Below are 14,614 nucleotides of genomic sequence, written 5' to 3'. Positions count from 1 at the left end.
TGTATTTCATTATAATGCTGCTGATTTATTATAGACAATGTTTTGTTTATTCATGTGCTATTTGTAATGCAGCGCGTTGTCCTTGTGCGACGCAGTCTGGCAGTCCTACCGCTTCAAAAGATGCACCGGTAATCACTAAACCAGGATACTGTGTCTTAATATAATGCTGAATCGCGCGAATGCGATCAATATGACCTACTTCATATTGTGGCATACTGTTAAATAATTTTGTCACAATGGTAAATTCAGGTTCACCTTTAATTTCCATCATTTTATCTAAATCATTTCGCGCAAGTTTCACAATCGCTGCATCGTCATTATCTTTAACCACATTGCTGCCAGGACGACCAACATATGCACGTAACAGTGTCTTACCTGGTGGTGTTGTATGAGACCATTTCTTGTCTGTCCACGTACACGCAGTGATGACGGTATCAGAGTTTTTAGCAATGACAAAACCTGTACCATTTTCATTATTATTCACCTGACTGTCATCAAAAGCCATCACAACGGTAGCCACACTTGTCGTCTCCATATAGTCGAAATAGTTTAATGGTCCATCATTGAGCCAGTTGCGAAATACTGTATGAGGAACCGTAATAATGACTTTATCGTAGTATACTTTCTCCCCATTTACAGTAATATGATAGCCGTTATCTAATTTCTCGATGCCATCAACTTTATGATTATATTTTATAGAGATACCTTTTTGCTCTAAGTCTTTTACAAGCGCCTCTATAAAACTCATTAAGCCATTTTTAAATTGTCTAAACTGTCCCTGAACTGGTCCTTTACTTTTAGGCGCTTTCTTCTTATTAGCACGCATTCCTTTTATAAGACCACCGTGCTTTTCTTCAGTCGCTTTAAAGTCCGGGAATGTAGATTTTAAACTTAACTTATCAATATCAGCACCATATATACCTGATAACAATGGTTCTATCAAGTTTTCTAAAGTTTCATTGCCTAAACGTCGTCTGAAAAAAGCACCGACTGAAACATCCGGTTCCATCGGTTTTGGTTGAATCAAGTAATCCATTCCTGCACGCAATTTTCCGATTGGTGAGATAAGACGTGTTGATAAAAATGGTTTCATCTCAGTCGGAATACCTAATATTGAACCACCAGGTATTGGATAAAGTTTATTTTTGGCATAAATATATGATTTTCCGGTATTATTTACTACAATTTCATCTTTTAAACCGATTGCTTCAGCAAGTTCTGTCATAATCTTTTTACGTCCAAGATATGATTCTGGACCTAATTCTATCGTATACCCGTCTTTTTGGTAAGTTTTTATCTTACCACCTGGTACGTCACTCGCCTCTAATATATCAATTTCAATCGATGAATCTTCTTTTTGCAGATAGTACGCTGCTGATAATCCGGTAATACCTGCGCCGATCACTGCACATTTCTTTGCCATGTTAAACACTCATTTCTATTGATTTAATACACTTTGAATTTCATCCACCATCGCACCAATAAAACGTTCATCCGTATTCGGCATCGCAGGGCGATAATATTTCACATTTAAATCGTCACACACGACTTTACATTCATAATCATTATCATATAATACTTCTAAATGTTCACAGACAAATCCTACTGGTGTATAGATAAAATGTTCATACTGTTCTTCTTCGTGTAATTTACGTGTTAAATCCTGTACATCAGGTCCTAACCATGGATCTGGTGTATTACCTTCTGACTGCCATCCAGTTTCAACGTTTAAAATTTTAGAATTGTCCATGATCATTGTTGCAGTATCTTCTAATTGATCTGGATAAGGATCGCCTGCTGCTTTAATTTTCTCCGGCAGACTATGCGCGCTGACAATCAACACTGTCTTTTCCCAATCAGTCTGTGGAATTGTATCTAGTGTGCTGTTCACTTGATCTGTCCAGAATGCAATAAATTTATCCTGATTATAGAATGATTCAACATGTTTAAGTTGAATACCATATTTACTTGCTTCTTCCGCGGCACGTTTATTGTAACTTCCTACTGAGAAGTTAGAATAATGTGGTGCTAAGACAATTGTTACCGCTTCAGTAATACCATCACTATGCATCGCTTCTACTGCATCTTCTATAAAAGGTGCGATATGCTTTAGACCGATATATAATTGATAGTCCTCACCTGTAGCTTCATTTAATGCTTTCACTAAAGCTTCTGCCTGGCGTTCTGTTGTCCCTGCTAACGGTGAGATACCACCGATTGCTTTATAACGATCTTTTAAATCCTGTAAACTTTCTTCAGATGGTTTTCTACCATGTCTAATATGTGTATAGTATGGTTCAATATCCTCTTCTTTATATGGCGTACCGTAAGCCATAACGAGTAATCCCTTTTTAGTCATTCATTCTTCCCCCAAATTTTAAGCTTTATATTTCGCTGAATAATCATGTACAAAAGCACTTACACGACGTAAAGTGTCCGGTTGAACTTCCGGAAATACACCATGTCCTAAATTAAAGATATAACTGTCTGACTGTAATCCCTGATCTAGAATACGTTTAAGATGAGATTCAATCACTTCCCATGGCGCAAGTAAGATTGCAGGATCCAGGTTGCCCATTAAGGTCTTTGTAATCCCTTTTGCACGTGCTTCTTCGATTTGCAGTCGCCAGTCTAATCCTAATACATCAACAGGTAAAGCATTCCACTCTTCGATCAAGTGACTTGCACCGACACCAAATGTAATGACTGGTACTTGTTTTTCTTTTATACCAGCGAAAATTCTTGTCATATGTGGTGCTATAAACTGATGATAGTCTGCTTTATTTAATGCTCCAACCCATGAATCAAATACTTGAATCATCTTACAACCAGCATCGATTTGTGCGTGCGTATATGTAATACACATATCAGCTAGTTTCTCCATCAGCATATGCCATGCTTCAGGTTGCTCATACATCATCGCTTTTGTTTTGTTGTAGTTTTTAGATGGCCCACCTTCAATCATATAACTCGCTAAAGTAAACGGAGCACCAGTAAAGCCGATCAATGGTACATTTAACTGTTCCTGCGTCAATAACTTGATCGTATCTAAAATGTAAGGTACATCTTGTTCAGGATGAATCTCACCTAAACGAGATACATCCTGTATCGTACGGATTGGATTATCGATTACCGGTCCAATACCAGATTTAATCTCAACGTCAACACCAATTGCTCCAAGCGGAGACATAATATCTTTATAAAGAATTGCTGCATCCGTATTGTATTGATCAACCGGTAACTTTGTGACATATGCACAAAGTTCTGGATCATGTGTAATCTCAAATAAACTGTGTGTTTCTTTAATTTTACGGTATTCAGGTTGACTACGTCCTGCCTGTCTCATAAACCAGACCGGTGTATGTTCTGCTTTTTCCCCTCTTGCTGCTTTTAAAATCGTATCGTTAAATGAATTCAAACAAACTTCCCCCAATTTTTTCGTATATAGTCTGATTTTATCATAACAATTATTATAAAGTATCATAAAAAACTAATGTCATTAAACTGACATAAATCTTGTATTTTGGGTATACATAAATAAAGAGAGGATGATAACGATGTATACTTATATAACTTATGGCTCCAGCTTCTTCCTGGATAAAATAAAAAAGAAATATTCAAAACGACAAATATTATCTTTCTATAATGAAGATAACGCCTATTTATATGAAGAAACAGATGATAAATCAGTGTTTAGTGCACCTCAGTCATTCACGAACGTTATCAACGATGGTAAACTACTTGAGAAACCGACTTTATTACTATATTTTATTGTGAAAGAAGCGCGTCAGGAAGTCTTTGATACGAAACCATTACCATTAGAAAAACTAAACGATTACGAAGGATATCAGGCTTTCCGTCTATTACGTCCTAAACGTGGCGAAACATATGTTGCGACTTTCCAGTTTGATAGAAAGAGTCAGATAGATGACTTTAGAAAGAGCAGCTTCTTCAGAGAAAACTTCAGTAAAGAAGCGTTGTCAATGTATCAATCAGAAGATATTATGGCAAATATCTATTATTCAAAATATTTATATGTTGAAAAACCTGAAGAGTTAACAGAAGCAGAAGATTAAAAAAGGATTGAGACACATGTCTCAATCCTTTAATAACTTCATACGTTTTTCAATTTTTTCTGTTACATTACGCATCGTCCAGAGCATTAGCAGAAAAAAGACAGCGGCATAATAAAAATGCGCCGGATATAATATCAAATAGATAACCGCAATAATAATTGTTGTAAGCCATACGAGTTTACGCATAAACTGTTTGAAACCAGTTAACACTAAACTTTCCGGCACCGGCCAAACTTGTGGCCACAACTGAAATGCCTGTTGTTTATAAAATTGCGATGTCTGTAAGACGATCGCATACACTAAAAATGCGCCGATAATCATTGCAATGATTTCCTGATTCACAATCCACATCACTACAGCTGCGATTAAGATTAATCGAATGATAATCCATAATGCATCACTACTACGTAGAAAATTTCTGATAAATAAAAACTCAAACATATGTTGCTGATTGTACTTTGATTTATGCTTAGGTAATAAGACATCAAGTACACGACGTCGTTTAACGGTATCTTTCATTCCTTTTACATCTGTAAACATATTAATGGTCTTATTTTGTTGATGTGTCAATCGTTCTTCGTAATCAATCATTGCATGCCAGTTTACTGTACGATACTGTGTGTTCTTATTAAGCAGATAAACAAGACCAATCCCAAAAATGATAATCGGAATGATAGTAATCGGCAAACCTTCAAGCGAAGTATAAATACCCGACAACGCCATCAAAAAGATCAGCAGACTGATTAAATGTTGCTCAATATCTAACTTCATCATTAAAAAACGAATCCAGATTCCTACGATAATCATTACGATCCCTAAAATAACAGCACAAATATATCCTATCATCGAGGAATCTGCTGCATTAAAATAAAGCGGCATAAATAAAGCTGCTACAATGACAAAAATAACACTTCGAATCAAAGCACTTCTTATCATCGCTGATTTAAAATAAGCATTCATATGCTGTTCAAAATTCAGTAAAAAAATCTGATCTGCCGGTCTGACAAATGTTCTGATATTTGTAATGGTCAATACAGCAAGTGCTACTGCAATAATAAGATGATAATTGATGTGCGGTGATAAGTGTTTCACCATTTGTGAATACTGTAACATCAATGCACCAAAAGCAATTGATAAGAACACGACAAAATGACCGTTAAAGATAAACTTACTATAATAAGCTACCTCTTTTTGGTTCTTCACGCGCCTTTGATTAAAAAGTTGAACTGCCTTATTCATGCGCATCACCTGTTGCATAAATATAAATTTCATCCAGTGTGGCATTTGGCATATTAAACTGCATCCTTAAATCATTAAGCGTACCTTTACCGATTAGTTTACCATGGTGCATCAGTAAAAATGAGTCACAATAACGTTCTGCCGTCGTTAAAATATGTGTACTCATCAATACAGTACGGCCCGCTTCTCTCGCTTTCACCATAAGGTCAAGCATCGATTGTATCCCTAAAGGATCTAGTCCTAAAAAGGGCTCATCAATTATATGAAGTGATGGTTCCGGGATAAATGCACAAATAATCATTACTTTCTGTTTCATCCCTTTCGAGAAATGAGCAGGAAATTGTTTCAATTTATCTTCTAAACGAAAGATCTTTAATATCGGCATCGCACGTTCCATCGCTACCTCTGCATCAATATTATAAGCCATCGCCGTCATATCGATATGTTCTTCTAATGTTAATTCATCATATAATACAGGTGATTCCGGAATATACGATAGTTCTGAGCGATATTTAAATGGGTCGCTAGAGAGTTTATAGCCATTGATTTCAATATCACCTTCTAACGGACGTAGCAACCCTAACATATTCTTAATCGTCGTACTTTTACCGGCACCATTTAATCCGATAAGTCCGATAATCTGACCTTGCGCTAATTCAAAATTAATATTATGAACAACAGGCTGATTACCATATCCCCCTGTTAAATTACTCACTTTAACTGTCACATGCATTCTCCGTTCGTCTTAATTTAAATTTATTGTATCAAATAATAATTATTTCTCATAACGAATTGTGATTGAATGAATAATTTCAATAATTACATTATAATAAACAAAATAGCAAATTATATAAGGAGGCGTTTTCAATGTGTGAAACAGTTTTCGGAAAAATATTAAAAGGTGACATTCCTTCATATAAAGTTTATGAAGATGCGTATACATATGCTTTTTTGGATATTTCACAAGTATCAAAAGGTCATACACTTGTTATCCCTAAAAATGCAGCTGAAGATATCTTATCTGTAGACCCTGAAGATTTAGCAAAAGTCATTCAATCTGTACAAAAAGTTGCGAAAGCAGTTGATGCTGCTTTTAGTCCAGCAGGAATCAACATTATTCAAAATAACCGTGCTTTCGCTGATCAATCTGTCTTTCATATCCATTTCCATATCATTCCACGTTATGAAGATGATATCGATGGGTTCGGTTACAAGTGGGAAACACATGCAGATGCATTCGATGAAAGTGCAATGCATGAATTAAAAGATGCAATCAGCAATGCGATAAAATAAGCATGTTATTTTAAATTACGGGTATAGACTAGTACAAGCAAATTGAGGAGGATCAATTTATGAAATTTTCACGTATATTATTAGGATTTGGTGTAGGAATCGCAGCAGGTGCAGCAACATCAATATTAAATGCACCGAAGTCTGGTAAAGAATTACAACAAAACTTTAAATCAACAGCATATGATACTAAAGCTCAGGTGAATCAGCTAAAGATTGAAGCAAATGAAGTAAAAGATGCTGTCTTCAAAACAAAAGATGCCTCACAAGAAGTGATGAAAACGATGACAGATGAGATTAAAGACATGATTGCACATTATAAATCTGATATTCAGCCAAATGTTGAGAATTTAAAAGGCAATATCGAAAATTTAAACAATCGTAAAGATGAAATTATGGATACTTTATCTAAGAAATAAAAATATAAACTGAAATTATAATATCTTCTGTTTATATTTTTAAAAATTCAGAAAAATACCTTGTTTCACAAATGTATTATGGTAAAATATTATTATTCTATAGTAAAGTATGATGTAATCATCATACTTTTTTTAATTTAACTATAGCAATAATATAATTTTAATATACAAGTGAAAGGATGGCAGCGTTATGAAGCGTGAAAAAGATGTAATTGAAAAAATGCTTTTTACACATAAAGTATCTCAGTTGAGTAAAGCTTTATGGAAAACCGTGGAAAAAGACTGGCAAAATTGGATTAAACCATATGATTTAAATATTAATGAACATCATATATTGATTATTATTAGAAATCTTGAGAAAGCAACAATCTCACAAGTAAGCCAGTATGGTGTGATGCATGTTTCAACTGTGTTTAACTTTGCGAAAAACCTTGAAAAACGCGGCTATTTAACGATGCCTAAAAGTGAATTTGATAAACGTAACACGTATCTTGAATTGACTGAAAAAGGTAAAGAACTGCTGTATGAAACATATCATGGCTATAAAGAAACCGATGATCGTATTTATGATGCAGCAAATAAATATAATGATATAATGCATGACCTTCCTTCTTTCACTGAATTAAAATATATCGTAGCGCAAATCTACGGCGACGACTTTATTAAGCACCTTGATAAAAGTCATAATGACCTATTAAAAGTTTTACTTGACGAGAACGAAACTGATAATGCATAATTGCTAGGTAAATTGACCGATAGGAGAATTGCCATGTACTTATGTAATAAAAACTTTAACTTTCGAGCAACATATGGCTTACAGCGCATATTGCTTATTTCAGCACTTATTTCAATCTTAGTATTTATCGTAAGTTTTGAATTATTCTCAAGTGTATTTGGTAAATATTTCTCTGATCAGTACTTTTTTCTTTTTATAGCAGCATGCTTATTGCTATACCCCATTCATAAATTTTGTCATATGATACCTTTTATGAATGATATGAAATCAATGATCTTACAAAAAACGAATAAATCTAAATTTTTTCCGTTATTTAATATAAGAATCAATCATCCGATTCACAAAATTAAATTTGGTATTTCACTGATGCTACCGTTTTTCATAATAACTTTCATCACGTTATTTTGCGTAGTTGTATTGCCACAATTTGCTCACTATTTTCTATTTATATTTTCTATTAATGTCGGGATGTCATTTATTGATTTTATATACTTAAAATATATTATCAACACACCGAAAGGCTCTTATATCGAAGAACGTAAATATGGTTTTGAGATACTGACTAAACATGAACTTTCAACGAATAATCATGAGTGCAATATTAGATAAATTGTAATCTAATATTGCTTTGTGATATATTAGAACAGAAATTTGTAAGTAAAAAGGAGAATATGTATGACGAAACTTAAAAAAGTAATGCTACCTGCAGCATTATCTATATCCGTTTTAGGATTATCTGCATGTGGCAATAATGGTGAAACTTTAATATCTTCTAAAGCTGGCGATGTTACTACATCAAACGTGATTAAAGAGATGGGCAAAACTGAAGTCGCTAACACAGCGTTCCAAATTTTAATCGGAGATATTTTAAAAGATAAATATGGTAAAAAAGTAGACGCAGATAAGATTAAAAAATCTGTAGACGAAGAAATCAAAAAATACGGTGGCGAGAAACAGTTCCTTCAAATTCTGCAACAGCAACAACCAGGAATGACTGTTGAACAATATAAAGATACACGTGTGAATGATGAATACCGTAAAAAATTATTAGAAGATACAGTAAAAGTAACGGATGCAGATGTAAAAGAAAATGCGAAGAAAGCATCTCACATCTTAATTCAAGTGAAATCTGATTCGAATAAAGATGGTTTAAGTGATAAAGCTGCGAAAGCAAAAGCTGAAAAGATCTTAGCACAAGTTAAGAAAAACAAAGCTGACTTCGCTAAGATCGCTAAAAAAGAATCTGGTGATACAGGTTCTAAAGCAAACGGCGGCTCATTAGGCTATGTTGTTAAAGGACAAACAGTTGAACCATTTGAAAAAGCATTATTTAAATTAAAAGAAGGCGAACTTTCTGGCTTAGTAAAAACTGACTTTGGTTACCACATTATCTTAGCGGACAAACAAGATGATTTCGATAGCCAAAAAAATAGTCTAAAAGAAAAAGTACGTCAAACTAAAATTCAAAAAGATCCTAAATTAATGGTTGATGCATACAAAAAGCTGCTTAAAGACTACGATGTCGATTACAAAGATAAAGACATTAAGAAAATCGTTGATGAGCAAATTTTAACAGCACAAGCACCAGAAGTAAGTCAGTAATCTAAACAGAGGCTGGGACAGAAGTGTTCTGCCACAAGCAAAAACCGGACTAAACTAATAAATCGCACTTTGATTTATAGTTTTTGTCCGGTTTTGTCGTAGGGGCAACTTCTGTGCCGCCTTTTAAGCTGTTAAACAGAAGAGGGTTAAGACTTATGTCTCACCCTCTTTTAAGTTATTTCGTCAATCATTAGTCCAGATTGATGGGTTTATAAAATTGTCTGTTCTCAAGTGCAAAAATGCGTTCTGAGAAATTACCCTTCTCTACTTTTTTCATATGCTTATCAAACATCTGCATACGTGCATCAATATTATCAATAAAGTTTAATATCTCCGCTTCTTTTACCATCGGCAATTTCGGTGAACCATATTCATATTTACCATGATGACTTAAGATTAAGTGACGAAGCAGCATAATTTCTTCTCCATCAATATTATGTTCACGCGCAATACTCGCTACTTCATCACTCATTATTGAAATGTGGCCTAATAGATTTCCTTCTACCGTATAACTTGTTGCGACTGGGCCGGACAATTCTTTAACTTTACCCAAATCGTGCAGGATAATACCTGAATATAATAAACTCTTATTGAGTGATGGATAAATATCACATAATGCTTTCGCCTGCTTTAACATCGTCAGCACGTGATATAACAATCCTGAAACGAAGTTATGATGATTGCTACTCGCAGCTGGGAATGTCATAAATTCATTTTGATATTTCTTTAATAATAAACGCGTCACACGTTGTAACTTCGCATTCTCAATTTCAAGCAGATAGTCCATCAGGTCATTCATCATATCATCTTCACTAAGTGGTGCTGATTCTAAAAAGTGCTCAAGCTTCACACCATCTTCAGGTGTCGCTACTTTAAACTGATTGACCTTCATCTGAATTCTGCCACGATAATCTATAACATCACCTTTAATTCTCACTAAAGTTTCAGGTGTGAGTGCTTTTATATCGTCTTCAGTGACAGTCCATACTTTCGCTTCTAAATCTCCACTTTTATCTTTAAGATATAACGTTAAATAAGGTTTCCCTTGTCCTGTTACGCCTTGAATTGCTTTATGAATTAAAAAGTAGTTATCAACAGCAGCACCAGGTTTTAATGTTTCAATGGTTCTCATTTTTTAACCTCCTTATTTATTCTCTCTAGTGTAATGGTATTTTTGTTTGTAACCACAGTTGATCTATTACAAGTGTAATAAATAATTTGGTTAGATTTTAACTTCATCATATATTCTAATATACGCTCACGTCTTGTTCTATCAAAATGCACAAATGCATCATCAATAATAATTGGGAACGGATAATATTTATTAAGCGACTGGATTAAACTTAGTCGCAATGCAATATACAGTATTTCTTTCGTTGATTGCGATAATTCCGTCGGATGATAAACTTGACCATCGCTCGCTTTGACAACAAGGTGTTGATCTTTATACAGGACTTGTATATATCTATCTTCAGTCAAATACTTAAATATCTTAGTTGCATCACTGATAACATATGGTAGTCTTTTTTCTTTAACAGCTTCAATATGTGCGTCAATCAATGTTTCAATATAATTGACCGCCGTAAAATCATATATCAATGTATTTAATTGATTTTTCTTAATCTGTAATTCATATTTTAGACGGGACAAACTATCATCACTCGCGATTGTTTCCATTTGCTCGTGTATTACTGTTAATCTTTCTTTCACTTGCGCTAAGTCTTGCCTTAACTGTTCAATATGTGCTTCAATAGCATTTTGTTGCGCTACTAAGTCAATCGTTGTAACATAACTTAACGCCGTATTATCGTCATATGAGAAGCCTTGTTCAGTAAGTGAACGACTTAATTGATCAAATTGAGTTAAATCACGATGATAATTGTTAAATATTTTTTCCTGAGCATAATATTCTGATTCATTGCTTACCTTAGCTTCATCGAAAAGTGTCTGTAATTCATTATTGAACTGTAATAATTGTTCCTGCATAATTGCAATCTCTTTATTTAACAGTGCGATCTGATCATTATTCTTATTAAACTGAAACTTATTCTTCTCATCTTTCGTCTGCATCGTCTTTAAATCATGGAATAAGCTGTCGATATTTAAATCAACCGGTACTGTTTGTTTGAATCGATTAAAAGCTTCGTTAAATTGTAATATATGTTGCTCGGTAGCTTTATGTTTACCATTCAATGTTTCTAATTCTATTGCCAATGCATTTATCTTATTAATTTGTTTGATGGCGAGTGTAAGTCGAGTCACCAGATAATCTTCTGGTAAATTTAGTTTTGTTCTTATATTTTGTAATGTTGAAGTCGATTGTTCAATACGCTTATTAATATCTTGTAAACTGTGATTTAACTGATGATATCGATTTTTTTCGCGAGCTATTTCACGCTTACCTTCACTCATACGCTGTCTGATTAAGCGTTGTTCTTCCAGATCAAAGGATAAATCGAAGTTATCCTGCAAATCTTTTACTTTTAGATTAAGATCAGATACTTCCTGCGCTAAAGATTGATTGAAATGTAAATCTGGTTTTTTGTTCATCATCAACATGACGATTGTAATTACAGTTAACACACAAAATACACCCAGCACGATATATTGCGGTATTAAAAATGAATAGATTGCTCCACCGATAAACAATAACATCATTAACAAAAGACTACCTTGCTGAAGTTTATATTGTTTTAACTGTTTTGCTTCAAACGCTGCTGCTTCTTCTTTCATCGTATCGTAAAGCTTTGTTTTATCTATTAAATCAGTCTTGCTCTTTTCAAGTTGTAAAGATTTTTCGAAACGCTCATCATGTACCTTTACATGTTCCAGATCATGTAGTGCCTGTTCTTTTTTAGCAATCGTATCTTTAACAAAATTAATCTCTCGATCGATCTGTGACTTTTCAAGTGAATCTTTTTCGAGTTGATTGATTGTTAAACTTGCTTGTTCATTTACTGATGGACCTGCATCTACGAGATGATACTCCTCCCAGCCAATATCTTTCATCAAAGTTGCCTGTTCGTTTGTCAGCTGATCGATCATCTTTGAATGGTGAGAAAGATCTGATTGATAGTTCCGATATGACTGTTCTTGTTTCAACAAGTCATTCGATTGTTCTATTACTGGATTCTCCAGCAATTGTATCGTGCTGTTTTCTACTGTGAGCTGATTGAGTCTTTCCTGACGTAGTTGTAGGTCGCGATTAACTTGACGCTGCTGTTTCTTAAGCGCTTCAAATCGGTCAATCCCCTGCTCGGGGAAAGTTGGCGGTGTGATATTCAATTTGTGTTCGAGTGCTTTCCATTCTTTCGCTTGATCGTGAAATGCGATTTCACGTTGTTTACGTTGTAATACTTGATTAAGTTCTTTAAGATGTGTCTTATATTCATCAGACTCGCGACTTAATTTATCTTGTTCAGACAGTAATGTATCATACGTTTCAAACAGAAGATCTTTTTGACGAATTTGAGATTCTAGAACTTGTAATGCTTCCGTTGCTTTATTTATTTCACCCGAAACGTCATCATTTAATAATCGTGATTTTTCCTGTTTAATATGTTCTGTCATCTGCGTAAACTCAGTACTGCCAAAAGCTCCAGCTTGCAAAAGATACGCCTGTAATTTATCTTCAGTCAGTTTGCGATGCACTTCCTGTAATCCTAATACATCAAATGAAAAAATATTTTTATACGTTTCTTTTGAAATGTGGTTTAATAACTGATTTAACCATTGCACATCTTTTTGTTTACCATCAAGCAATATTGTCGCTTCTTCTTTTTGATGTACGTAGTTGCGTTCAATCGTTACCATCTCGCCTGTTTGTAATTCAAGCGTCATCTTACCTCCGTATTGCGGTGAAAATCTCGGCTCAAGTCTCGGTTCATATTCCCCATCTTTAGGGAATCCAAATAATAAAGCATGGATAAACGCCTGCATCGTTGATTTTCCAGTTTCGTTCTCACCATAAATCTGAATAAAGTCTGAATGAATATCAAATTTTCGATGTTCTAATCTGCCGTATCCATATATTTCAAGTGATCTTATCTTCATGATTCATCCCTCATCATTAACTTTAATCTTGATTCGCCGTGATTAAGTAACGTTTGATGCACATCAAAACTTATATCATCTGCGTATCGTTCAACACTTGATTGCTGTATCGGTACACGTGCCTGATTAAATAACGCTTCGTTCTCTAAATGCTCTGTATTGAATTCACTGGCTAGCGTATGTACTTCAAATGTCTGCTCAAGCTCGATGTCATCGATCCAGACAAATTGTGATTCATTTGATTCATACATTTGTACTTGCTTGAGAATACTTTGTATTAAATGGCTGTCAATTAATGTTTCAAATGGATTAACGAGCTTTAACTGATACATACTTTTCCCTGAACTTCTTATACTATGCTTAAAATCAGTAATATCCTGATAGATGGCATGTTTGCCGGTTTCATTTAATGTTAACGTTACATGTTCAAAACGGATGTGTTCTGTCGGAATAAATTTAACGTCAAGTGTTGTATGATCACCTTCAACGTAAAGATACCCTTTTCGACCAGTATCAGAGAAACATGCGCCTTGCATCTTGCCAGGATAATGGATTTCAGGCAGATCATTAAGACGTTTCTTATATGGTAAATGTCCTAATGCCCAGTAATGATATAATTTTTCGTTTAAATCCTCTATTCTAAACTCTGTAGCATTGAAGCCTTTAATCTTATGATGAATTCCATGCAGCATTCCGATATGAATGGATTGATCCACTTCATTCACTGGATAACTGTCTAATTTATTTTCATAAGTTGTATGTTCTTTATAGCTAAATCCATGAATAAACACTCTTTGTCCGTTATGCGTAATCAGCTCGTATGACTGTACATCTTCAGAGAATACAACGACATTTTCCGGATACTTTGTATAAGACTTTTGAGATAACCTATCTTCAGTACCAGCAATGTAATACACAAAAATATGTGCTTGATTTAATCGTTCAAATTGCTGTTCAATAAATTTATCGGCTCTAATATTTCTATTTTTACTCGAATATAAGTTCCCACTAATAAGTATAAAATCAATTTTCAACTCTATTGCATCATCAACTAAATTTTTAAAACTTTCAAAGCTTGCTCGATATACATCCTGCATAATATGTTCCGGCAAGTTACTTTTTAAATCAAATGGCTCGTCTAGTAATAAGTCTGAACAGTGGATAAATTTTACCATAAGCAGTACCTCACTTTTCTTGTT

At 34.3% G+C, this 14,614-nt stretch carries 14 protein-coding genes; 6 read left to right on the top strand and 8 right to left on the bottom strand.

What is annotated here, in order from left to right; genetic code table 11:
• Positions 1-46 precede the first annotated feature (46 nt).
• Genes hemY through hemE form a run of 3 tightly spaced genes read right to left on the bottom strand, consistent with a single transcriptional unit; the run spans position 47 to position 3,418 of the window.
• Positions 47-1,423 carry a protoporphyrinogen oxidase gene (gene hemY / locus BHU61_RS09145; RefSeq protein WP_111716318.1) on the bottom strand — a complete coding sequence of 459 codons (1,377 nt, stop codon included), beginning with the start codon at positions 1,421-1,423 and terminating at the stop codon, positions 47-49.
• A 15-nt stretch (positions 1,424-1,438) separates the two neighbouring features.
• Positions 1,439-2,359 carry a ferrochelatase gene (gene hemH, locus BHU61_RS09140; RefSeq protein WP_111716316.1) on the bottom strand — a complete coding sequence of 307 codons (921 nt, stop codon included), beginning with the start codon at positions 2,357-2,359 and terminating at the stop codon, positions 1,439-1,441.
• Between the two features lie 18 nt (positions 2,360-2,377).
• Positions 2,378-3,418, bottom strand: a complete 1,041-nt coding sequence (gene hemE, locus BHU61_RS09135) for a uroporphyrinogen decarboxylase (protein WP_111716315.1) — start codon at positions 3,416-3,418, stop codon at positions 2,378-2,380.
• Positions 3,419-3,557: 139 nt separating this feature from the next.
• On the opposite strand from hemE, the gene BHU61_RS09130 reads away from it, so the two are divergent.
• The gene (locus tag BHU61_RS09130; RefSeq protein ID WP_111716313.1) at positions 3,558-4,076 is read left to right on the top strand and encodes a hypothetical protein; all 519 of its coding nucleotides are present in this window, start codon (positions 3,558-3,560) and stop codon (positions 4,074-4,076) included.
• A 21-nt stretch (positions 4,077-4,097) separates the two neighbouring features.
• On the opposite strand, the gene BHU61_RS09125 is transcribed toward BHU61_RS09130, so the two are convergent.
• Both BHU61_RS09125 and BHU61_RS09120 read right to left on the bottom strand, forming a co-directional pair.
• Entirely contained in the window at positions 4,098-5,315 is a 1,218-nt protein-coding gene (locus BHU61_RS09125; protein WP_170122520.1) for an ABC transporter permease, read from the bottom strand.
• The gene (locus BHU61_RS09120) at positions 5,308-6,042 is read right to left on the bottom strand and encodes an ABC transporter ATP-binding protein (RefSeq protein WP_111716309.1); all 735 of its coding nucleotides are present in this window, start codon (positions 6,040-6,042) and stop codon (positions 5,308-5,310) included. Before BHU61_RS09120 ends, BHU61_RS09125 begins: the two co-directional genes overlap by 8 nt.
• Before the next feature lie 140 nt (positions 6,043-6,182).
• Between BHU61_RS09120 and BHU61_RS09115 the strand changes: the two genes are divergently transcribed.
• The 5 genes from BHU61_RS09115 (at position 6,183) to BHU61_RS09095 (ending at position 9,362) form a co-directional block, all read left to right on the top strand.
• Complete coding sequence (locus BHU61_RS09115; protein ID WP_111716308.1) at positions 6,183-6,608, top strand: HIT family protein; 426 nt, start codon at positions 6,183-6,185, stop codon at positions 6,606-6,608.
• 59 nt (positions 6,609-6,667) lie between these two features.
• Positions 6,668-7,024 (top strand): YtxH domain-containing protein, encoded by a 357-nt coding sequence (locus tag BHU61_RS09110; RefSeq protein ID WP_111716306.1) that lies wholly within the window; start codon positions 6,668-6,670, stop codon positions 7,022-7,024.
• Between the two features lie 190 nt (positions 7,025-7,214).
• The gene (locus tag BHU61_RS09105; RefSeq protein ID WP_099576687.1) at positions 7,215-7,760 is read left to right on the top strand and encodes an HTH-type transcriptional regulator Hpr; all 546 of its coding nucleotides are present in this window, start codon (positions 7,215-7,217) and stop codon (positions 7,758-7,760) included.
• 33 nt (positions 7,761-7,793) lie between these two features.
• On the top strand, positions 7,794-8,369 hold the full coding sequence (locus BHU61_RS09100; RefSeq protein ID WP_111716304.1) for a DUF3267 domain-containing protein: 576 nt from the start codon (positions 7,794-7,796) through the stop codon (positions 8,367-8,369).
• A gap of 66 nt (positions 8,370-8,435) precedes the next feature.
• On the top strand, positions 8,436-9,362 hold the full coding sequence (locus BHU61_RS09095; protein ID WP_111716302.1) for a peptidylprolyl isomerase: 927 nt from the start codon (positions 8,436-8,438) through the stop codon (positions 9,360-9,362).
• A gap of 190 nt (positions 9,363-9,552) precedes the next feature.
• Here BHU61_RS09095 and yhaM read toward each other — a convergent pair whose 3' ends face one another.
• From yhaM to BHU61_RS09080, 3 genes are read right to left on the bottom strand one after another with little or no spacing between them, the layout of a single operon-like run.
• Positions 9,553-10,494, bottom strand: coding sequence for a 3'-5' exoribonuclease YhaM (gene yhaM, locus BHU61_RS09090; RefSeq protein ID WP_111716300.1), 942 nt, complete (start codon positions 10,492-10,494; stop codon positions 9,553-9,555).
• Positions 10,491-13,415 carry an ATP-binding protein gene (locus tag BHU61_RS09085; RefSeq protein WP_111716299.1) on the bottom strand — a complete coding sequence of 975 codons (2,925 nt, stop codon included), beginning with the start codon at positions 13,413-13,415 and terminating at the stop codon, positions 10,491-10,493. The genes yhaM and BHU61_RS09085 overlap by 4 nt, the downstream gene beginning before the upstream one ends.
• On the bottom strand, positions 13,412-14,590 hold the full coding sequence (locus BHU61_RS09080) for a metallophosphoesterase family protein (RefSeq protein WP_111716297.1): 1,179 nt from the start codon (positions 14,588-14,590) through the stop codon (positions 13,412-13,414). The genes BHU61_RS09085 and BHU61_RS09080 overlap by 4 nt, the downstream gene beginning before the upstream one ends.
• Between the last annotated feature and the right edge of the window lie 24 nt (positions 14,591-14,614).

It is taken from the genome of Macrococcus epidermidis (assembly GCF_003259695.1).
GTDB lineage: Bacteria > Bacillota > Bacilli > Staphylococcales > Staphylococcaceae > Macrococcoides > Macrococcoides epidermidis.
The sequence above is the reverse complement of the archived record's forward strand: the minus strand, read 5'-3'. Positions and strand labels throughout refer to the sequence as shown.